A 19595-nucleotide genomic window follows, 5' to 3' on the forward strand; every position below is an offset into this window, starting at 1 on the left:
TGCTGATAATCTTGCGACTAGCAGTCTTACCTCACAAGCACCCACACGAATTGCTTGATTCAGTTGTTAAAGAGCGGGTGGTTAAGTCTTTCGTCTCAACCGAGGCGCGCATTCTACAGCAGCCTCATTCTCCGTCAAGCGATTTCGAAAATTTCTTTTCAATCTCAACCACTTGCGCCTTCGATCAACATCTAGCTTCTCGTCAGCGGGAGGCGAATTCTACAGCGTTTCAAACCACTGTCAACCGCCTCTTTTACCGCTTTCGATCACCTCGACCGAACCACCAACAGAATCAAACCACCACCCTGCCAGCACGGCGCATTCTACGCAGCTTTCGCCGCTTTGCAACCCCTTCTTATAAACCAACCTATTGTTTTATAAGAAGTTTAAGGAACCGCATATACCCAAGGAGCAGCGCTGCATAGTAAGGAGAGCACGATAAAGGCGAGGCGATTGCTAAGCCTTTGCCTCAACACCCGCCACAAGCTCCCGACCCAACGACCAATGTGCGCCGCCCGCAGAAACGACAAAGCCGTTGAAGCTGACGCTTCAACGGCCTTGTCGAACTTACCCAGCAGTTGCTAAGCGCTTTTAACGCGACGCAAGCGAAGCAGGTACTGGATAGGCCCAGAAGCCGCGTAAGCCAGGAAGATGATCAGCAGAATTCGCGGCGGATCACTGAACACAACGGCAAACAGCAACACTACAGCCAAGATAGCCACAAAAGGCACGCGACCTTTCAGATCGAGATCTTTAAAGCTGTTGTACTTGATATTGCTGACCATCAGCATGCCTGCAGCAGCCACTAGAATCGCAACAGCAAAGGCCATATTCGAGCCTTTAATGCCGAAATCACTGAACGCCCACACGGTCCCTGCCACAACACCCGCAGCAGCCGGGCTGGCCAAGCCAATAAAGTAACGCTTATCGGTACTACCAATCTGCGTATTGAAACGCGCTAGACGCAAGGCGGCGCCGGCCACATAAATGAAGGCGACCATCCAGCCAACCTTACCCATACTCCCCAGCGCCCATTCAAACGCGAGTAACGCCGGAGCAACACCGAAGGCAACCATGTCGGACAGTGAATCATACTCAGCACCAAAAGCACTCTGAGTATTGGTCAGGCGCGCCACTCGCCCATCAAGCCCGTCGAGCACCATGGCGACAAACACTGCAGCGGCCGCAACATAAAAGTTACCGTTCATGGCATTGATGATGGCGTAGAAGCCGGCAAACAAATTAGCCGTGGTAAAAAGGTTAGGCAGTAGATAAATGCCGCGGTGACGGACCTTACGCCCCTCAGCGTCATGCCCCTCCTCTATATGCTCATCGATTGGCAGCAGACTTTCTGCATCGCCGGAAGATTGGGGCTCATCTGGACGCTCATTCATGAACAACACCTTGCAACGTATTTGGAGAATTTCGACAAGCACTACCGTTAAGAATTCATCGCAGCGCCCATCAACACCCAGGCTTTATACCAGAAGCCTTGCCGCACAATGAAAAAACGCGGCCTTGGCCGCGTTTTTTCTCACATCAACAGTGCTTAGTTCTTAGCTTTGTCGACGATTTTGTTGGCACCGATCCACGGCATCATGGAGCGCAGTTGCTCACCGATGATCTCGATACCGTGGGCAGCGTTGTTACGACGCTTGGCAGTCATCGAAGGATAGTTAGTCGCACCTTCACTGATGAACATCTTCGCGTATTCGCCGTCCTGAATACGCTTCAGCGCGTTGCGCATAGCCTGGCGAGATTCGGCGTTGATAACCTCAGGACCAGTTACGTACTCACCGTACTCAGCGTTGTTGGAGATTGAGTAGTTCATGTTGGCGATACCGCCTTCGTACATGAGATCCACGATCAGCTTCAGTTCATGCAAGCACTCGAAGTAAGCCATCTCAGGTGCATAGCCGGCTTCAACCAAGGTTTCGAAACCAGCTTTAACCAGCTCAACGGTACCGCCACACAGTACGGCTTGCTCACCGAACAGGTCGGTTTCAGTCTCGTCTTTGAAAGTGGTTTCGATGATACCGGTACGACCACCGCCAACACCCGAGGCGTAGGACAGCGCAACGTTTTTAGCGTTGCCGGAAGCATCCTGGTAAACAGCGATCAGGTCAGGGATACCGCCGCCTTTGACAAACTCGGTACGCACAGTGTGACCTGGTGCTTTCGGCGCGATCATGATTACGTCGAGGTCTGCACGTGGCACAACCTGGTTGTAGTGGATCGCAAAACCGTGGGAGAAGGCCAAGGTAGCGCCTTTCTTGATGTTCGGCTCAACTTCGTTCTTGTACAGCTGCGACTGAAACTCGTCAGGGGTCAGGATCATGACTAGGTCAGCTGCAGCAACAGCGCTGGCTACGTCGGTCACTTTCAGGCCGTGGGCCTCAGCCTTGGCAACAGTGGCCGAGCCTTTACGCAGACCAACAGTCACGTCAACGCCGGAATCTTTCAGGTTGCACGCTTGAGCATGGCCCTGGGAACCGTAACCGATGATGGCAACTTTCTTGCCCTGGATGATCGAAAGGTCACAGTCTTTGTCGTAATAAACTTTCATGTTCTTAGCTCTTCTAATCGAAAGGGATGGGTGCAAGCACCGCGACAGAGCCACCTTAAGTGATCAGCCCCATTGCGTAAAATGATATATTCGCAATACAACATACCGAAAATTGAAACGACCATGGATAGCCACGCCCTAAGACTGTTCCTCTCCCTGGCCGACAACCTGCATTTCGGCAAAACGAGCCGCGAACAGCATGTCAGCCCTTCCGCCCTCAGCCGCAGCATCAAGCAGCTTGAGGATGAACTTGGTGCGCCGCTGTTTCTGAGAGACAACCGCTCAGTCAGCCTGACTCGCGAGGGCAACCAATTTCGTGAATACGCCAAAGAGGTCATAAGCGGTTTACAGGCCATGCGCCAGACCTTCAAACAGGATCAACTGATCTTGCATGGAGAGCTCTCGCTGTATTGCTCGGTAACGGCCAGCTACAGCTTTCTGTACGACATCCTGAGTAGCTTTCGCCAGGACTACCCACGCATTGAGATGAAGCTGCACACAGGCGACGCCGCCAAAGCGGTGCAACGCGTACAAGAAGGCCTTGAAGACCTCGCCATCGGCGCTCGCCCCGACAGCCTGCCGGCCGGTATTGAGTTCCAGCCAATTGCACGCTCAGCGCTGTGCTTTATCGGCCCACTGTCACCCCAGCTATTAACTGATGAGCAACTGAAAAACCCTAACGCCGCAAACTGGCGGGAAGTGCCGATGATTCTTTCAGAGGAAGGCCTGGCCCGAACACGCACAGACCGCTGGCTGAAAAACCACCGCATCAAACCGCGAATTTATGCACAGGTCAGCGGTAACGAAGCCATTGTCAGCATGGTCAGCCTGGGCTTTGGCATTGGCGTGGTTCCGCAAATCGTGCTCGACAATAGCCCATTGACCGCTCGCATCCGCACTTATGACATTCAGCCACCGCTGACTGCCTACGACATTGGCCTGTTTGCGCTGGAGAAGCGCCTCAAAGAACCACTTATCAACGCCTTCTGGAACAGACAGACTTAGCAATCAGAAACGAAAAAGCCCTGCATATGCAGGGCTTTTTCGTACAACAAGGATCAGATGCTCAGCACTTTATCGCCACGCGCAATGCCCGTTACACCACTGCGAACGGTTTCCAGGATCGACGCGGTACCGACGGCCTGAATAAAGCTGTCCAGCTTGTCACTCGTGCCAGCCAACTGAATGGTGTACACGCTACTGGTTACATCAACGATCTGTCCGCGGAAGATATCGGTGGTGCGCTTGACCTCGGCACGCTGAGCGCCAGTGGCCTTAACCTTAACCAACATCAGCTCGCGCTCAACGTGAGCGCTCTCCGACAAGTCGACCAGCTTGACCACTTCAACCAGCTTGTTGAGGTTCTTGGTGATCTGCTCAATGACTTCATCGTGCCCCACAGTGGTCAACGTCAGACGCGACAGGGTCGGGTCTTCAGTCGGCGCCACAGTCAGACTTTCGATGTTGTAGTTGCGCTGCGAGAAGAGACCCACAACACGTGACAGTGCGCCGGGCTCGTTTTCCAGCAGCAGAGAAATAATGTGTCGCATGATTAGGTCCGCTCCGTCTTGCTCAGCCACATGTCGCGCATTGCACCGTCTTTGATTTGCATCGGGTAGACGTGCTCACTGGTATCAACCTGAATATCGAGGAACACCAGGCGATCTTTCATCGCGAAGGCCTCTTCCATCATCGGCTTAAGATCTTTCAGATCAGTGATACGCATACCGACATGGCCATAGGCCTCAGCCAGTTTGACGAAGTCCGGCAACGACTCCATATAGGAATGCGAGTGACGGCTGTTGTAGTTCATGTCCTGCCATTGACGCACCATTCCCAGCGCGCCGTTGTTCAGGTTGACGATTTTCACCGGCAAACCGTACTGCAGGCAGGTCGAGAGCTCTTGGATATTCATCTGGATGCTGCCCTCGCCCGTGACACAGGCAACGTCATCATCCGGAAAGCTCAGCTTCACACCCATGGCTGCAGGGAAACCAAAGCCCATGGTGCCCAGGCCGCCCGAGTTGATCCAACGGTTCGGCTTGTTGAAGCGGTAGTACTGCGCCGCAAACATTTGGTGCTGACCCACGTCGGAGGTGACAAACGCGTCGCCACCGGTAACTTCGGACAGGGTTTCGATCACGGTTTGCGGCTTAATGATGCTGCCGTCACCCTTGTCGTAAGGGAACATGATGCGGCCGCAGCGCCACTCTTCAATCTGCTTCCACCAGCTCGACAACGCATCTTTGTTCAGCTGCTCGCCGATCTCTTTGAGGATGGCGACCATTTCGGTCATCACGCTATCAACCGGCCCCACAATTGGGATATCGGCCTTGATGGTTTTGGAGATTGAGGCCGGATCGATATCGACGTGAATGATCTTGGCATGCGGGCAGAATTTGCTCGCGCCATTAATCACGCGGTCATCGAAGCGCGCGCCCACAGCGACAATAACATCAGCGTGGTGCATGGCCAGGTTGGCGGTGTAGCTACCGTGCATACCGAGCATGCCAAGGAACTGGCGATCGGTTCCTGGATAGCCGCCCAAGCCCATCAGGGTGTTGGTAACAGGCAGATTGAGCATTTGCGCGAGCTCAGTCAGCGGCGCTGCAGCACCACCCATGATCACGCCACCACCGGAATAGATGATCGGACGCTTGGCCGTCAGCAGCAATTCAGCTGCCTTGCGAATCTGCCCAGAGTGGCCACGCAATGCGGGGCTGTAGGAGCGCAGCTTGACCTTCTTCGGATAGACGTACTCGAACTTCTCAGCCGGGTTGGTCATATCCTTCGGGATATCCACAACCACTGGACCAGGACGACCGGACTCCGCCAGATAGAAGGCTTTCTTCATAACTTCCGGGATTTCCGAGGCGTGCTTGATCATAAAGCTGTGCTTCACGATCGGCCGGGAGATACCGATCATATCGGTTTCTTGGAACGCATCAGTGCCGACCATGTTGCTAGGCACCTGGCCAGACAACACCACCATCGGAATGGAGTCCATGTAGGCCGTCGCAATACCGGTAATAGCATTGGTTGCGCCAGGACCAGAGGTTACCAGCACTACACCGGCTTTACCGGTGGCACGGGCATAACCGTCAGCCATATGGGTTGCAGCTTGCTCGTGACGAACCAGGATGTGATTCACTTCCGGCTCTTTGAACAAGGCATCGTAGATATGCAGAAGAGCACCGCCGGGGTACCCATAAATGTTCTTAACGCCTTCGTCACGCAAAAAGCGGACGACCATTTCAGCGCCGGATAAAAGCTCCACGTTGTTCACCTCTAAAACGCCAGAAAACCGCCCAACAAGGAGGACGGCCTAAGATAGGTTTACTGCCAGCAGAGCATGAGCGACGGTGGTCGCCGACTACGTCAGCTACTACTGAGCAAGCATTGGGAAAGCCCCAAGGTGTTGCGGGGTCCTCCCACCCAGCGCGAGGTAACGCGTTGCGGGTGTAACAGGTCGGCGCGGGTGTGCGCCTCATGTCTACTAAGCTAAAGCCTGCTTGCGGCAAACTCCACTACAGCGAGCGTGGAATTGTTGGGATTCGGCGCAGCCAAGTCAAGCAATCAGTTATTCAATCTGCAATCTTCTGCTGTGACGCAACGCAGGATGAAGACGCGATCATTTTGGTTATAGTACTCAGCAGGCACCGCAGCTCAACATAAGGAAACCGCATGCGCCGCATGATTATCACCAGCAGCTTGCTGCTCGCCATGAGCGCTACCGCCATGGCCAGCCAGGTTTATAAGTGGGTCGACGCCCAAGGCGTGACGCATTTCGGTGCACAGCCGCCGCAAGGCCAAGAAGCCACCAGCATCAACACCGCGACACCCCAGCCAAAGCCGGTGGTAAGCGAAGAGAAAAAGGCCGCGCCGACCTTCGAGAGCATCGCCGACCCTGAGCAAGCCGCGATTGACAAGAAGGTCAAACAGGAAATAGCCGCCAAAGAAGCCGAGCGAAAGAAGTACTGCACAGATATGCGTACTAATTTGGCTCAGCTGCAAAACAATCCGCGTGTTCGCGTGGAAGTCGACGGCGAGTTGCGGCGCCTAAACGAAGAAGAACGCCAGGCACGCATCAGCGAAACGCAAAAATCGATTACGGATAACTGCAAGTAAGCAAAGTGGCGCGACTTAGGTCGCGCCAACGATCAGTTGATCAAACTCACCCAATAGTTTGATCAACCCTCTGGCCTTATCAGGCTGCCCGTCGTAAACCTGCTCCGCCATCGACTGAATACCAGAAACACTGGGCAACTGCGCTCCAGCCTCCAGCAGCTGCTTCATCCGCGGTAAAAACATCCATTGCAGCCACTGTTCGAACGCCAGCGTATCGACACTGAACGGCAGCTGGCTGGACAACGCCTGCGCATCAGGCGCTTGCGCATCCCACCAGCCCTGCAGTCGCAACTCACGCTCAATCAGCAGTAACTGTTCCGCCACCACAGGCGTACGCGCATCCATCAGAGGCTCACTCGCGCCTGCTCACGGGCCTGCGCGGCACCCGCTGCATCACCTTGACGCTCACGGGCCTGGGCGATGAGGTTCCATAGACTGGCCTGCAGTGCAGGACGGCCACTGGCGTAACTCAAACCACGCCGGGCGAACTGCTCGGCCTGTGACGCATCCCCCTGAGCCAGCCGCACTTCCGCCAGGCGATAGAGCACCTGAGGCTCACGCGGCGCAATCCGCTGAGCACGCTCCAGGCTAGAAGCGGCGCCATTCAGATCCCCCCCCCCCTGTTGCTGCTGAGCTGTCGTCAACAAGGCCAGTACCGGTCCATCCAGCTGCTCATCCATTGCCAACCCACCGCTTGGAATACCACTCGGTGTCGGTTCCACATAGCCGCTTTGCGGGGCCGCAGGTGGGGTGGCACTCCATGGCTGGGTGCTAATAGTCGTCTCCAACGGAGCGTTGCCGGCAGGGAACGACTGAATCGGCATAGAGCTGCCACCACCGCCCGGCACCATCACCACCACACCGGAATCTTCAGGCAGCGCCTGTGGCTGAGCGTTCTGATTGCCATAACCACCGGGCGTGCCTGACTGCGCACTACCGATCGACGAACCGCCATCGACAACTGGAATCGAGCCGCGTGGCACAGTGCTGCAACCTGCCAGCATCAGCGAAGCCGTTACAGCTGGAATCAACCACTTATTCACGTCAAACCCTCTCACTTAATCCAACCAGCCGCGCACCCAATCCATCACTTCGTTGACCGGGGCCTGAATACCGCAGGCCGGACCCGCGACGGGCTGGCTGCCGCGAATATACGGCATCTGTACTGCATTCGGGCAACTCGGATCAGTGCCCTGCCCGCTACTGGCATCGACCCAAGCGAGCACCACGTTATCCGGTACTGGCATGTCCAGCGGTAGCGGGTCAGCCTTGCGCATAAAGTCTGCCCACACCTGCAGCGCACCCGTAGCACCGGTCAGCGGAGTCGGGCCATTGTCATCACGCCCCAACCAGACTACAGCCAAGACATCCTGACTGAATCCGGCAAACCAGCTATCACGCGAGTCGTTACTGGTCCCGGTCTTGCCTGCCAATGCCAGAGAGCGCGGCAGCTGGTTATACACCGAGCGCCCTGTACCCTCAGACATCGTGCGCTGCATGGCGTTCTGCAGCAGATAAATCGCGCCGCTGTCAAAACGTTGCTGTATCTGAAACGGGTAACGCTTGAGCGGCTCACCCTCGGCCGTTAATACGTTACGAATACCGCGCAATGGCGTATTGAAGCCACCATTGGCCAACGTCTGGTACATGTTCGCCACGCTCAACGGGCTCAGGCCACCCGCCCCCAGCAGCATCGACGGATAGGCGGGCCACTTCTGTTCAACGCCCAAACGGTCCAGCGTCTTCAAGACCTCCGGCACACCGAGTTCCAGGCCAAGTTTGGCGGTCGATAGGTTGTAAGAGTTAACCAATCCCTGATACAGGTAAATCGTGCCATGGGCCTTACGGTCGTAGTTCTGCGGTTTCCAGACCTGACCATCCTGCCCCTTGATAGAGAACGGCTGATCTTCGATCAGGCTGGTCAAGGTGTACTGGCTGGGCCGCTCCAATGCCGTCAGGTAAATCGCCGGTTTGATCAACGAACCAATCGGCCGCACCGCATCCAGCGCCCGGTTGAACCCGGCAAAGCGCGGCTGACGACTGCCAATAATGGCCTGCACCTCACCACTTTCCGGGCTGGTCACCACCATTCCGGCCTCGACCTGGTCCACACCCTTACGCCCGGACAGGCGCTTTAAGGTGTCGGCCAAGGCGCTTTCGGCCTTGAGCTGCATGATCGGGTCGAAACTGGTGAAGATACGCAGACCCTCTTCGGTCAGATCCTGCTCCTGATAATCCTCACGCAGCTGGCGCTTGACCAGATCAAGGAAGGCCGGGAACGAACTGTCCGCCAGAGTGCCGCGCTGGGTTATACCCAATGGCTTCTGCTTCGCCGCAGCCACCTCGGCCGCGCTCGCTACGCCCTGCTCGGCCAGCACATCGAGCACCAGATTACGCCGCTCCAATGCGCGCTCAGGGTTGCGCCGCGGGTTGTAATACGTCGGCCCTTTGACCATACCCACCAGCAGCGCCACCTGATCAAGCTTCAACTCAGAAAGCGGCTGACTGAAGAAGTACTGGCTGGCCAGGCCAAAGCCGTGCACGGCACGCTGGCCGTCTTGCCCCAAGAACACCTCATTAAGGTAGGCCTCGAGAATGTCCTTCTTGTCGTAATGCAGCTCCAGCAACACCGCCATCATGGCTTCAGTCGCCTTGCGCGACAGGCTGCGTTCGTTGGTCAGGTAGAAGTTTTTCACCAACTGCTGGGTCAGGGTACTGCCGCCCTGACGCAGTTGCCCGGCGGTCGCGTTGATCCACACGGCGCGCGCAATGCCCTTGGGCGACACGCCAAAGTGGTTGAAGAACTCACGGTCTTCAATCGCCACCAGGGTTTCAACTAGATAAGGCGGCACCTGATCGATCTTGATCAGCACACGGTCTTCCTGGTGCGCGGGATAAAGACCACCAATTAACAGTGGTTCGAGACGCGCCACCGCCAGGTTACCGCCGCCTGCTTGAGTCAAGCCGGCGACGTAGTCACCCGAAAAACGCACCCGGACACGCTGCGAGGGTTCATTGCTTTCATAAAACTGGAAGCCACGCGAAAACAGCTCAATGTTGTTGCCCGCCACAGAAACGCCACCAGGGCCACTTACCGCGCCTTCACGGCGATACCCCAAGGCATCCAGCTCTTTGAGAAAGTCAGTCTTGGCCAACTTCTGCCCAACGAACAACTCCAGGGGCCTGGCATAGACTTTGGCGGGCACAGTCCAGCGCTTGCCGGAGAATTTCTCCTGCACCACAGCATCGAGATAAACCGCAAACACGGCGAGCACCACCAGGCCAACCAGACTGAGCTTGATAGCCCAGCCCAACCAAGGGCGCATACCGCTAGAACGGCGTTTAGAACGGGGACGGGAAGATCGGGTACGAGTCATGGCGCGGCATTATACGCACTTTGCCCACTTGCCAGCAGGCCAGCGCAGCGGTTTGCAGACGGACGTTGAGCGTCCATAATGGCCGCCTCTTATTCAGTACAACGCCAAGGATCGCCCGTGAGCCAAGCTCTGATCGCCGCACTGCAGAACCCGGCCCTCTACCCTCACCCTGTAGAGCAGTTCCAGGTCATCGAAACCCATATTTCCTGGGTGGTGCTTACCGGCCCCTTTGCCTACAAAATCAAAAAACCGATGAATTTCGGCTTTCTCGACTTCACCGACCTCAGCTCCCGTGAGCATTTCTGCAAGGAAGAGCTGCGCCTCAACCAACGCCTGACCCAAGGCCTTTATCTGGAGGTGCTGCCGATCAGCGGCAGCGCCGAAGCACCGCAACTCGGCGGCAGCGGCCCGGCCATCGAGTACGCCCTGAAAATGCGTCAATTCCCGCAAAGCCAGTTGCTCAGCGATGTTCAGGCGCGTGGCGAACTGAGCGAAGCACATATCGACGCGCTGGCCAAACAGATTGCCGAGTTCCATGCGGCAACGCCTGCGGTAGCAGCCGATCATGCGCTGTGTGCGCCTGAGGCGATTGTCGCGCCGATGCGGCAGAACTTTGAACAAATCCGCCCCATGCTCAAGGATGCAGCCGACCTGCAGCAACTCGAAGCCTTGGAGGCCTGGACCGAAGCTAATTACGCGCGCCTTGAGCCGCTGCTGGCCACACGTGCGGCAAACGGTTCGATCCGCGAATGCCATGGCGATATCCACCTGGGCAACGCCACCCTGCTGGATGATCAGGTGGTGCTGTTCGACTGCATCGAATTCAATGAGCCGTTCCGCCTGATTGATATCGCCCTGGACGCCGCCTTCCTGGCGATGGACCTTGAAGACCGCGGCCTCAAGGCCCATGCCTGGCGCTTTATCAATGCCTGGCTGGAGCACACCGGTGACTACCAAGCGCTGGAACTGCTGAATTTCTACAAAGCTTACCGTGCGCTGGTGCGCGCCAAGGTTGCACTGTTCAGCCTGGCCCACCAGACCGACGCCGTACAAAGGGCCGTCACCCTGCGCCAATACCGCAACTATGCCAACCTGGCGGAAAGCTACAGCGCCATCCCGTCCAGCTTCCTGGCCATCACCCACGGGGTTTCAGCGGTTGGCAAAAGCCATGTGGCCATGCGCCTGGTCGAAGCGCTCGGGGCTATTCGCCTGCGCTCGGATGTGGAACGTAAACGCCTGTTCGGCGAACAACAGGATGCCGACCTCGGCAAGCTCAGTGCCGGCATCTACACCCAGGACGCCAGTGCCGCCACCTATCAACGCCTGCACCAACTGGCCGAAGCGGCGCTGCATGCTGGCTTCCCCGTTGTGATTGACGCCACCTACCTCAAACAAGCTCAACGTGAGGCTGCCAGCCAGGTTGCCGAAGCGTGCGGTGCGCCTTTCGTGATTCTGGAATGCTGTGCACCCGACGAAACAATCGCCAGCTGGCTGGTGCAACGCAAGGCTGCGGGCACTGACCCGTCCGATGCCAGCATGGAGGTCGTACGGGCCCAGCAAGCCAGTCGCGAACCACTCAGCGCAGAAGAGCTACTACAGAGCAAGCGTGTCGACACCCACCAAAGCGCCAGTTTGGACACCCTGATTGCGCGTATCCGCCAGCGCCTGCCAAACCTGTAAAGATCTGCCGGGGCGATTTAGTTGCGGCGCGAGCAGAGCGCGCCGTGGCTTCTATACTGGGGATACCCGACATGGAGACGCCCCATGAGTCAGCCCAGGCAATTGGACAACCCGCTGTATGCCCTGATCCACAATGAAAATATCTCTGCCTTTAATGCTCAGAAGCCCAAAGACACGGTCGTTGATCTGAGCGACGGTGATTTTCGCGGGCTCGACCTACGTGCGCTGGATGCACACGGTATCAACTTTACCAATGCCTACTTCCGCGGCACCGACTTACGCGGCCTAGACTTGCGTGAGGCGCAACTTGAGGGGGCCAGCCTGGCTCATGCGCAGATCTCCGGCGCTTACTTCCCCGCCACACTGACGGCTGACGAGATTCTTATGTCGGTCAATTTTGGCACTCGCCTGCGCTACAACACCCGCTGAGTCGCGCGGGCAATCCGGAATAGCCTCAGCTAATGCCAAACGGCCACACTTTACCGGCTGACCGCTACACTTTCTGGCAGGCATTCCACTCTGACGCCATCCGCACAACTGCCTAGCAGCGCAAGGAGGCTTGATGAACGATGAACTGCAACATTTGAAAAATCTAGGCAAAACGTCTGCCCAGTGGCTACACGCAGTTGGCATTCACAACGCCAACGACCTGCGCCGGCTGGGCGCAGTCAGCGCCTATCGAGCCGTACGTGCACGGGGGTTCAGGGCCTCCAAAGTGCTGCTCTACGCAATTGAAGGCGCACTGTTGGATGTACACTGGAACGAGCTGCCGCCTGGCCACAAGGCCGAACTAAATGACCAGCTCGATAAAACTGCACATAACAACAAGAGCTAGCTCACAACCTCTCAGGCTTTTGATTTACCTGAGGCGCGCTGGGCACTATTGTTTTAGGGACGTTCGTGCGGTTTAGTATGCCCAGCCAGTTCAAGGAAATTCGCTCATGTACTTACTCGGGGAGCAACCGGCCTACGCCGATCAGCTGATCAACCGACTACAAAGCATCCCCACTCAATTGCTCGATGGGCTTGCACCTGCTGGGCCGCCTTTGCGACTGGAACAAGCGGAAGACCTCGCCAAGGCCCTGCCTGGCAATCAACTTTTTATCATCGAAAATGGCCTGTTACATGCGGTCGTCGATGAACGCCCATTGTTTTACCTGCAAGAAGGTGACTTGGTTGGTCTGCGCCAGGGGCTGGATATGCCAAGCTGCCGTTACAGCAGCGAAGAACAACTGAGCCTGATTCCTTACTCGCGCAGTGAGGTGTTCAAACACATTTATGCCGACGAACAACGCCAGGAACTGTTTCTTCAGTACCTGATCGGCCATACCGCATTGCTGTCTGATGCGTTGGCGCGCCTGAAGCAACCTGAAATCCGCCCCTCCACTGGCTTCCAGCACTTTGCCGCCGGGGAAGAGCTGATCCATCAGGGCGATATCGCGGATAACGTATTTATCATTATCGAGGGCCATGCCGAAGCCTATGTCGACGGGCATAGGGTCGGTGATGTGCAGAAAGATGAAATCTTCGGCGCCATGGCGGTGTTCACCCGCGAAAGGCGCAGCGCCACCGTCTTGGCCAGCGAGCCCTGCACGGTCATGGTGATTCCCAAGGAGCAGTTCCTCAGCCTCATGCAGAGCAACCCGAGGATTGCCCACAGCCTGATCGAGAGCATGGCCAAGCGTATCGACCTGCTCAACAAGGAAGTCACCCAGCTGCGCTTACCGGCCGATACGCCTTAATACTTGCCCCCATAACAAACAACCCGACCTCGTGTCGGGTTGTTTGTTATGGGGCGAGCACGCATGCCGAAGCCGAAAAGAAAGTTGGCGTGAAGGTGTTGACTTGAAAATGAGAATTGTTATTATTATCACAACTGGTCGCGAGATCAGCCGATAAGCTTAAGAGACCTTCAGTCGGCCTCTTCAGATTATCTCCTCATCAGGCTAATCACGGTTATTGACCCGGCTCTTGCCGGGTCTTTTTTTGCCGACAGAAAAGTAGCACGCAACACGTGACGACCTAGAACCTCGCTCTAGGCCAGTCACGCAGAAGTATCAGGTCGAGGGGACGCAGGCGTCGCACCACGCCTGCTATTAACACACCGGGCTAACGACGCAGTTGGGCACAGTGGTCCTGCTCAAGTTGCGCCGGGGTGTACCAGACGAAATCAGCCGATTCAGCGCTAAGCTGGCTACCGACTTCCGCCAGAATCAACACCTGCACACCCTTGCCAGCGCCTAAATCCTGCAGATGCAGTGGCACGCCAAGGTCGCGACGTGCATGGAATGCGCCGGCAAACAGCAGGCTCGGCGCAGGTGCAGCGATCAGCGCTTCGGCCATGCGTCGGTCACGTTGCTGCTGCACGGCGAGCATGGCAGGTAGCTGGCTTTCCGGCAGCAGGTTGCAGTGCGACTGGCGAATCTGCTTGAGCAACGCCTCGCGCACCGGTTGAGCGGTGGAAGCCTGGCCTTGCAGCTGCGGCACCTGGGTATAAATCTGCATGATCTCGCGCCGTTCGAGGTTGGCCGCCAGCAGCGGATAAGGCTGACGCAGCGCATGCTGCACCAGCGGCCCGTACAACGACCAGGGCCAGCCCGGCTGCCAGGCCAGAGCATCGAGCATGTCCTGCGGCGCCTGCCCGGCAGCGATGGCAGCGCGCGCCTGATCGACCTTGATCTGCTGATCCGGCGTCAGCATTTCCAACAGTAGGCTACCCTGCGGCCGCTGCGCTGCCAGCGCCCGCAACAGCCAGAGTTGCAGCGCGTGGTGATCGGGATTGTCATGCCGTTCGCCCACCAACACCTTGGGCGCAGCGGCCAGGCGCTCCAGCAACTGCGCCGGTGTCAGCTGCGCGCCAGTACGCAACTCGACAATCCGCCCCAGCTCAGCATGCTGCAAACCTTCCGGGCTTTGCCAGGCGGGTAACGCAGGTAACGAAGCCTGACAAGCACTCAACAGCGCGGCAACCAGCAATAAAACAATGCGCATAACGATGACCTTAGCGGGCAATGATTAATGGATGACCGCGCTCTGGATGCTGCTGCACCAGCACCTCCAGCCCGAACACGGCCTGCAGCGGTTCAGTGCGCAGCACCTGCTCGGGGCTGCCCAGCGCATGAGGGCGGCCGCGCTCCAGCAGCAACAGACGGTCGCAATACCGCGCAGCTAGATTCAGATCATGCAGGATTACCAGCACTGCCGCCCCTTGTTCAACAAAGGCGCGCGTGGCCTGCAGCGTGGTGTGCTGATGCAGCGGATCGAGCATTGAGGTCGGCTCATCGAGCAGCAGCACTTGCCCCTCACCGCCCGGCCAGAGCTGCGCCAGCACCCGCGCCAGGTGTACGCGCTGACGCTCGCCGCCAGATAACGCCAGGTAACTGCGCCCGGCCAGGTGCAACGCATCGGCCGCCTCCAGCGCCTGGTTGATGATCTGCGCATCTTTTAGCTGGCCGCTGGCATGGGGCAAACGGCCCATGGCCACCACTTCCTCCACACGAAAGGCAAAGTTCAACGTCGAGGTTTGCGGTAACACTGCCAGGCGCTGCGCACGCTCGCTACCCGGCCAGTCCTGCAAGCGTCGCTGATCCAGCCAGACATCGCCGTGGCTCGGTTGCAGTTCACCACACAAAGCACCGAGCAAGGTGCTCTTGCCGGCGCCATTGGGGCCCAGCACGCCGAGCACTTCGCCCGGACGCAACTCCAGGTTGATATCCGCCAACACCGTGCACGGGCCGCGCTGTACCGCCAGATTTTCCGCGCGCAGCATCAGGTACGCCCTCGCAATAACAGATAGAGGAAGAACGGCGCGCCAATCAGCGCCGTGACAATACCGATCGGCAATTCGGCAGGTGCAAGCACCAGCCGCGCCGCCAGGTCCGCCAGCAGCAACAAACTGGCACCCGCCAGAGCGGAGGCCGGCAACAGCACACGATGATCCGGCCCCACCAGCAGACGCACCAGATGCGGCACCACCAAGCCGATAAAGCCGATCATTCCCGCCGCCGCCACTGCTGCGCCAACGCCAAGGGCGGTGCAAAACACCAGCTCGGCCTTGACCCGCTCGACGGCAAAACCCAGGTGACGCGCCTCGGACTCGCCCAGCAGCAAGGCATTCAGTGCCTTGGCCCGGCGTGGCAACCATAGCGCCACCGCGGCCGTGACCAGCAGCAACGGCCACAAGCGCGCGTAACTGGCGCCATTGAGACTGCCCAGGTTCCAGAACGTCAGGGTACGCAAGGTGGCGTCATCGGCCAGGTAGGTAAACAGGCCGATGGCCGCGCCAGCCAGTGCCGTCAGCGCAATACCGGCCAGGAGCATGGTCGCCACATTGGTTTCGCCATCACGCCGGCCCAGACGATAGACCAGCGCCGTCACGCCCAACCCACCGATAAAGGCGAACAACGACAATAGATAAGGTGCAAAGGCGTCCGGCAAACCACCGAGCGCAGCACCGCCAACAATAGCAATCGCCGCACCCAGGGCTGCGCCGCTGGATACGCCGATCAAGCCGGGGTCAGCCAGCGGGTTGCGAAACAGCCCCTGCATTGCTACCCCGCACAGCGCCAGCACCGCGCCGACCAACAACCCCAGCAGCGTGCGCGGCAGGCGGATCTGCCCGAGGATCAGCTCGGCCTGGGCCAAATCATCACCCGGTTGCGCTAGACCGAGCAGACCCAGCGCCGCCTTGAGGGTGTCCAGCAGCGGCAGACTGACCGCCCCCAACGCCAGCGATAACCAGAGCGCGAGCGCCAACAGTAGGCTCAGTGCGATAAACAGTGAGCGCGGTCGAATAACAGGATTCATGGCGTGGGCTTAGCTTCGGCGATCAGAGGTTGGCTGGCAGGATAAAAGGCTGCGGACAAGGCCGCCAGCCCATCCGGCAAACGCGGGCCGAGACCGCCGACCAGTAGCGTCGGGTCGAGCATCAACAAACGTTGATTACGCGCCGCCCGGGTCGCCGCCAGCGCCGGGTTCTGCTGCAGCAGCGCCTCACGCGCGGCAGCACCGGACAGGCTGCGATCGGCAATGATCACCACCTCGGGATCAAGCGCCAGCAAGGCTTCGGTAGACAGCGCCTTGAAGCCGCTATGGCTGGCCAGATTGCGCCCGCCGGCACGCTCGATCAGCCAGTCGGCCGAGGTGTCCTTGCCGCCCGCCATCGGGCTTGCGCCAGCATGACCGAGCAACAGCAACACCCCCGGCGGCGCCTGCTGACGCTGCGCAGTCACCAACCAGTCAGCCTGCTGTTGCAAGCGCTGCTGATAGACCGCAAAAGCCTGATCGGCGCGTTGCGGCTCACCCAACAGGGTGCCTATGCGCTGCAAGCTACTTTGTAAACTGCTCAGATCCGCCTTGGACGAAAGCATTTCCACCCGCACACCGGCGCCGCGCAATTGCGCCAGCACCGGCGGCGGGCCCATCTCCTCACTGCCGATCAACATATCCGGGCGCAGCGTCAACATGCCCTCGGCGGCCAGCTGGCGCTGATAACCGATGCTCGGCAAGGCGCGCAGCGACTGCGGGTGCTGACTGGTGCTGTCCACTCCCACCAGCCGGTTTTCACCGCCCAGCGCCACCACCCACTCACTGAGCGAGCCGCCGGAACTGATCCAGCGTTGCGGCAACGGCTCGGCGGCCATCAGCGAGGCACAGGACAACAGGCCCGCGCAAAGGGCGAGCAGAGTATTAAGGCGTTTCATGGTTGGCCTCTAGCAGAATGCGACTGTCCTGAATGCCCTGCTGTTGCAGCAGCGCCATCAGGTCGAGAAATGCAGACAACGGCGCCTGACGATCCAGCGCTAGGTCCAGTCCTGCTGCGTTGTCGGCGGTAAAGGCGGCGGTCAGTTCAGTGCGCAGTGCGCTGAAATCCGCCTGCTGCGCGCCGTTAAAGCGCCAAGTACCTTCGGCTGAGAGCTGTATTTGCATGCGTTCGCCACTGCCGCCGCTCGCCGCCGGCAGTGCTTCGCGGCTCTGCGGCAACTGCAAGGGCAGCTCCAGCAGTGGCGTTTGCGAAGTCAGCAGAAAGAACACCAGCACGATAAAAATCACATCGAGCAGCGGCGTCAGATCGGGCAGCAGATTGCTCTGGGAGCTGCTGGCGGCGGGCAGACGAATCACGGCAACACCCACTGGTTAGCCAGTGGGCTACCGGTCAGTTCCAGCTCCAGTCCGTCTAACGCCAGTTGGCAGCGATTAAGCAGCGCCTGCACGCCTTCCAGGTAGCGCTCGGCCCACAAGGCAAAGCCCTGCCCCGCCGCCAGCGCGGGGATTGCGATCAGCAAACCCCAGACCGTGGTGTACAGCGCCTGCCACAAACCATCAGCGAGCAACGCCGGGGTGACCGGGCTGTTCTGCCCGGCGATGTTGGCAAACATCTCCAGCATGCCCAGCACCGTGCCGAGCAAACCCAGCATCGGCGCCAGCATGCCGATCAGCTGCAGCAAGCGCAGCTGGCGATTGAGGCGCTGACGCTCCTCCAGCAGCCAGCAGCCTAATAGCTCTTCACGCTGCACGGCCGGCAGAGCGCTGTGTTTGAGCAGCAACGCCAGGCCATAGCGCCAACCGCGCGCACGGCCTTTGCAGTGCTCGCGCTCACAGGTGCGACAGGCGCTGACTGCTGCACGCCCGGCGGCAGTGCTCAGCGGCTGTAAACGCAGAAACACGCTAAGGCGCTCCAGAATCAGTGCCAGCGCCAGCAGCGAACACAGCGCCAGCGGCCAGCCCAGCGGCCCCATCGCACTCCACCACTGGCTCATCTCAGCACTCCAGCGCTGGCGCGCTTTCGGCCAGGGCGCGCCAGTCTTCGCGCTCAGGGATGCCCGGTTTGCGCGCGCCAAACAGCTGCACCACCAGCTCGCCATGGGCATCGAAGGCTTCCCAGCTGGTGATCACGCCATCGCTGCTCGGCTTACGCACCCGCCATAGCTCGGTCACGCCAGTGGTTTGCAGGTGCAGATTGAACTCGGGGTCGAGCACGTTGAACCAGGTATCCATCCAACGCAGGTTGCGCACCGGGCCGGAGTGAATCTGGATGCAGTGGCGATTGCCGACAAACACCATAATCGGCACTTCACGCGCACCAGCCTGCTCCAGCAGTTTCGGCAGCTCGCGCACATCCACTGGCTCGGCCCATTCGCGCCCCGCCAGGCGCAGGGCCTGGGTGCGTGTGGTGCCGTGTTTTTTCAGCAGGGCAAAGAAGTGGTGAGTGTCTTTGAGGGTCGACCAGCCCACGCGCAATGCATTCACATCCACCTGGGCATCGGCTTGCGCCGGCTGCGCCTGGGGCAAAGGCATCAGCTCCAGTTCGGCGCTCTGCTCAGCCATACGCAAACGCTCCAGCAGCGGCCCCCAGGCACTTAGCTGACTGTCCTCGGTGAGAAAGACCTTATGCACCGCAGTGCCCTGACGGTCGAACACCTGAATGCTGCGCTGGGTGCCTTTGCCGGTTTGCTCCTCGATGGCAAACACACTGGCCCAGCCACCGAGGAACAGGCGCAGGTCGATATCGGCCGACACCACCAGGCCCATCTGGCCATTAGCGGTAACCGTTACTTCACGGTAATAACCTTTGCGCTCATGCACGCAATGCTCGTTACGGGTCAGCGCCATCACATAACCCAGCTCGCCCAGTGCCGGCAGCAACTGCGCCCAATCCGGCTGCAGACGCACCGCATCGACATCGAGACGACTGGCCACCAGTTCGGCCTCGCTGACGGCCAGACGTTCGGCGGCATCGCGGGCACGCAGGCGTGGCTGCTCGCTGCGCAGCACCTGCCAGGCTAGATACAGATCATTGGTGGGCGCGACAGGCTGGACGTGTGTACTCATGGAAAACTCCTCAC

At 58.8% G+C, this 19595-nt stretch carries 20 protein-coding genes; 6 read left to right on the forward strand and 14 right to left on the reverse strand.

Annotation, left to right across the window (positions count from 1 at the left end; genetic code table 11):
• Positions 1 to 581 precede the first annotated feature (581 nt).
• Both pssA and ilvC read right to left on the reverse strand, forming a co-directional pair.
• On the reverse strand, positions 582 to 1394 hold the full coding sequence (gene pssA, locus N1078_RS00005; protein ID WP_274086153.1) for a CDP-diacylglycerol--serine O-phosphatidyltransferase: 813 nt from the start codon (positions 1392 to 1394) through the stop codon (positions 582 to 584).
• A 155-nt stretch (positions 1395 to 1549) separates the two neighbouring features.
• A complete protein-coding gene (gene ilvC / locus N1078_RS00010) occupies positions 1550 to 2584 on the reverse strand; it encodes a ketol-acid reductoisomerase (RefSeq protein WP_322949205.1) in 1035 nt (344 codons plus the stop codon).
• A 105-nt stretch (positions 2585 to 2689) separates the two neighbouring features.
• Here ilvC and ilvY point away from each other — a divergent pair, with 105 nt between their 5' ends.
• Positions 2690 to 3571 (forward strand): HTH-type transcriptional activator IlvY, encoded by an 882-nt coding sequence (ilvY, locus tag N1078_RS00015; protein WP_274086155.1) that lies wholly within the window; start codon positions 2690 to 2692, stop codon positions 3569 to 3571.
• Positions 3572 to 3624: 53 nt separating this feature from the next.
• Here the strand turns inward: ilvY and ilvN are convergent, their stop codons facing one another.
• Positions 3625 to 4116 (reverse strand): acetolactate synthase small subunit, encoded by a 492-nt coding sequence (gene ilvN, locus N1078_RS00020; protein ID WP_274086156.1) that lies wholly within the window; start codon positions 4114 to 4116, stop codon positions 3625 to 3627.
• Positions 4117 to 4118: 2 nt separating this feature from the next.
• Positions 4119 to 5843, reverse strand: a complete 1725-nt coding sequence (locus N1078_RS00025) for an acetolactate synthase 3 large subunit (RefSeq protein WP_274086157.1) — start codon at positions 5841 to 5843, stop codon at positions 4119 to 4121.
• A 407-nt stretch (positions 5844 to 6250) separates the two neighbouring features.
• Here N1078_RS00025 and N1078_RS00030 point away from each other — a divergent pair, with 407 nt between their 5' ends.
• On the forward strand, positions 6251 to 6694 hold the full coding sequence (locus N1078_RS00030) for a DUF4124 domain-containing protein (RefSeq protein WP_274086158.1): 444 nt from the start codon (positions 6251 to 6253) through the stop codon (positions 6692 to 6694).
• 15 nt (positions 6695 to 6709) lie between these two features.
• Here N1078_RS00030 and N1078_RS00035 read toward each other — a convergent pair whose 3' ends face one another.
• Genes N1078_RS00035 through mrcB form a run of 3 tightly spaced genes read right to left on the reverse strand, consistent with a single transcriptional unit; the run spans position 6710 to position 10071 of the window.
• Positions 6710 to 7039, reverse strand: a complete 330-nt coding sequence (locus N1078_RS00035; protein WP_274086159.1) for a YqcC family protein — start codon at positions 7037 to 7039, stop codon at positions 6710 to 6712.
• Positions 7039 to 7737, reverse strand: coding sequence for a tetratricopeptide repeat protein (locus N1078_RS00040; RefSeq protein ID WP_274086160.1), 699 nt, complete (start codon positions 7735 to 7737; stop codon positions 7039 to 7041). Before N1078_RS00040 ends, N1078_RS00035 begins: the two co-directional genes overlap by 1 nt.
• Positions 7738 to 7752: 15 nt before the next feature.
• A complete protein-coding gene (mrcB, locus tag N1078_RS00045) occupies positions 7753 to 10071 on the reverse strand; it encodes a penicillin-binding protein 1B (RefSeq protein ID WP_274086161.1) in 2319 nt (772 codons plus the stop codon).
• A 117-nt stretch (positions 10072 to 10188) separates the two neighbouring features.
• Between mrcB and N1078_RS00050 the strand changes: the two genes are divergently transcribed.
• From N1078_RS00050 to N1078_RS00065, 4 genes are all read left to right on the forward strand, one after another.
• Positions 10189 to 11751, forward strand: coding sequence for a bifunctional aminoglycoside phosphotransferase/ATP-binding protein (locus N1078_RS00050; protein ID WP_274086162.1), 1563 nt, complete (start codon positions 10189 to 10191; stop codon positions 11749 to 11751).
• An 84-nt stretch (positions 11752 to 11835) separates the two neighbouring features.
• Complete coding sequence (locus N1078_RS00055; RefSeq protein ID WP_274086163.1) at positions 11836 to 12180, forward strand: pentapeptide repeat-containing protein; 345 nt, start codon at positions 11836 to 11838, stop codon at positions 12178 to 12180.
• Between the two features lie 133 nt (positions 12181 to 12313).
• Positions 12314 to 12586: a TfoX/Sxy family protein gene (locus N1078_RS00060; protein ID WP_274086164.1), complete on the forward strand. Its 273-nt coding sequence runs from the start codon at positions 12314 to 12316 to the stop codon at positions 12584 to 12586.
• Positions 12587 to 12692: 106 nt separating this feature from the next.
• The gene (locus N1078_RS00065) at positions 12693 to 13493 is read left to right on the forward strand and encodes a Crp/Fnr family transcriptional regulator (protein WP_274086165.1); all 801 of its coding nucleotides are present in this window, start codon (positions 12693 to 12695) and stop codon (positions 13491 to 13493) included.
• A 367-nt stretch (positions 13494 to 13860) separates the two neighbouring features.
• On the opposite strand, the gene N1078_RS00070 is transcribed toward N1078_RS00065, so the two are convergent.
• Genes N1078_RS00070 through N1078_RS00100 form a run of 7 tightly spaced genes read right to left on the reverse strand, consistent with a single transcriptional unit; the run spans position 13861 to position 19581 of the window.
• Positions 13861 to 14742, reverse strand: coding sequence for a ChaN family lipoprotein (locus tag N1078_RS00070; RefSeq protein ID WP_274086166.1), 882 nt, complete (start codon positions 14740 to 14742; stop codon positions 13861 to 13863).
• A gap of 10 nt (positions 14743 to 14752) precedes the next feature.
• On the reverse strand, positions 14753 to 15520 hold the full coding sequence (locus N1078_RS00075; RefSeq protein ID WP_274086167.1) for a heme ABC transporter ATP-binding protein: 768 nt from the start codon (positions 15518 to 15520) through the stop codon (positions 14753 to 14755).
• A complete protein-coding gene (locus tag N1078_RS00080) occupies positions 15520 to 16557 on the reverse strand; it encodes a FecCD family ABC transporter permease (RefSeq protein WP_274086168.1) in 1038 nt (345 codons plus the stop codon). The genes N1078_RS00075 and N1078_RS00080 overlap by 1 nt, the downstream gene beginning before the upstream one ends.
• Positions 16554 to 17453 (reverse strand): heme/hemin ABC transporter substrate-binding protein, encoded by a 900-nt coding sequence (locus N1078_RS00085; RefSeq protein WP_443218075.1) that lies wholly within the window; start codon positions 17451 to 17453, stop codon positions 16554 to 16556. Before N1078_RS00085 ends, N1078_RS00080 begins: the two co-directional genes overlap by 4 nt.
• Positions 17440 to 17871, reverse strand: coding sequence for an ExbD/TolR family protein (locus N1078_RS00090; RefSeq protein WP_274086169.1), 432 nt, complete (start codon positions 17869 to 17871; stop codon positions 17440 to 17442). Before N1078_RS00090 ends, N1078_RS00085 begins: the two co-directional genes overlap by 14 nt.
• A complete protein-coding gene (locus N1078_RS00095) occupies positions 17868 to 18509 on the reverse strand; it encodes a MotA/TolQ/ExbB proton channel family protein (protein ID WP_274086170.1) in 642 nt (213 codons plus the stop codon). Before N1078_RS00095 ends, N1078_RS00090 begins: the two co-directional genes overlap by 4 nt.
• Before the next feature lies 1 nt (position 18510).
• Positions 18511 to 19581: a hemin-degrading factor gene (locus N1078_RS00100; protein WP_274086171.1), complete on the reverse strand. Its 1071-nt coding sequence runs from the start codon at positions 19579 to 19581 to the stop codon at positions 18511 to 18513.
• Positions 19582 to 19595 lie beyond the last annotated feature (14 nt).

Origin of the sequence: Pseudomonas sp. MIL19, assembly GCF_028680365.1 — a bacterium.
Lineage (GTDB): Bacteria > Pseudomonadota > Gammaproteobacteria > Pseudomonadales > Pseudomonadaceae > Aquipseudomonas > Aquipseudomonas spirodelae.

Bases quoted from the DNA above. Each gene is read 5' to 3' on its own strand.
- N1078_RS00030 (WP_274086158.1), top strand. From the start codon at position 6,251: ATGCGCCGCATGATTATCACCAGCAGCTTGCTGCTCGCCATGAGCGCT.
- N1078_RS00035 (WP_274086159.1), bottom strand. From the start codon at position 7,039: ATGGATGCGCGTACGCCTGTGGTGGCGGAACAGTTACTGCTGATTGAG.
- ilvY (WP_274086155.1), top strand. From the start codon at position 2,690: ATGGATAGCCACGCCCTAAGACTGTTCCTCTCCCTGGCCGACAACCTG.
- N1078_RS00080 (WP_274086168.1), bottom strand. From the start codon at position 16,557: ATGAATCCTGTTATTCGACCGCGCTCACTGTTTATCGCACTGAGCCTA.
- N1078_RS00100 (WP_274086171.1), bottom strand. From the start codon at position 19,581: ATGAGTACACACGTCCAGCCTGTCGCGCCCACCAATGATCTGTATCTA.
- N1078_RS00085 (WP_443218075.1), bottom strand. From the start codon at position 17,453: ATGAAACGCCTTAATACTCTGCTCGCCCTTTGCGCGGGCCTGTTGTCC.
- N1078_RS00060 (WP_274086164.1), top strand. From the start codon at position 12,314: ATGAACGATGAACTGCAACATTTGAAAAATCTAGGCAAAACGTCTGCC.
- pssA (WP_274086153.1), bottom strand. From the start codon at position 1,394: ATGAATGAGCGTCCAGATGAGCCCCAATCTTCCGGCGATGCAGAAAGT.
- N1078_RS00065 (WP_274086165.1), top strand. From the start codon at position 12,693: ATGTACTTACTCGGGGAGCAACCGGCCTACGCCGATCAGCTGATCAAC.
- mrcB (WP_274086161.1), bottom strand. From the start codon at position 10,071: ATGACTCGTACCCGATCTTCCCGTCCCCGTTCTAAACGCCGTTCTAGC.
- ilvN (WP_274086156.1), bottom strand. From the start codon at position 4,116: ATGCGACACATTATTTCTCTGCTGCTGGAAAACGAGCCCGGCGCACTG.
- N1078_RS00070 (WP_274086166.1), bottom strand. From the start codon at position 14,742: ATGCGCATTGTTTTATTGCTGGTTGCCGCGCTGTTGAGTGCTTGTCAG.
- N1078_RS00055 (WP_274086163.1), top strand. From the start codon at position 11,836: ATGAGTCAGCCCAGGCAATTGGACAACCCGCTGTATGCCCTGATCCAC.
- N1078_RS00075 (WP_274086167.1), bottom strand. From the start codon at position 15,520: ATGCTGCGCGCGGAAAATCTGGCGGTACAGCGCGGCCCGTGCACGGTG.
- N1078_RS00095 (WP_274086170.1), bottom strand. From the start codon at position 18,509: ATGAGCCAGTGGTGGAGTGCGATGGGGCCGCTGGGCTGGCCGCTGGCG.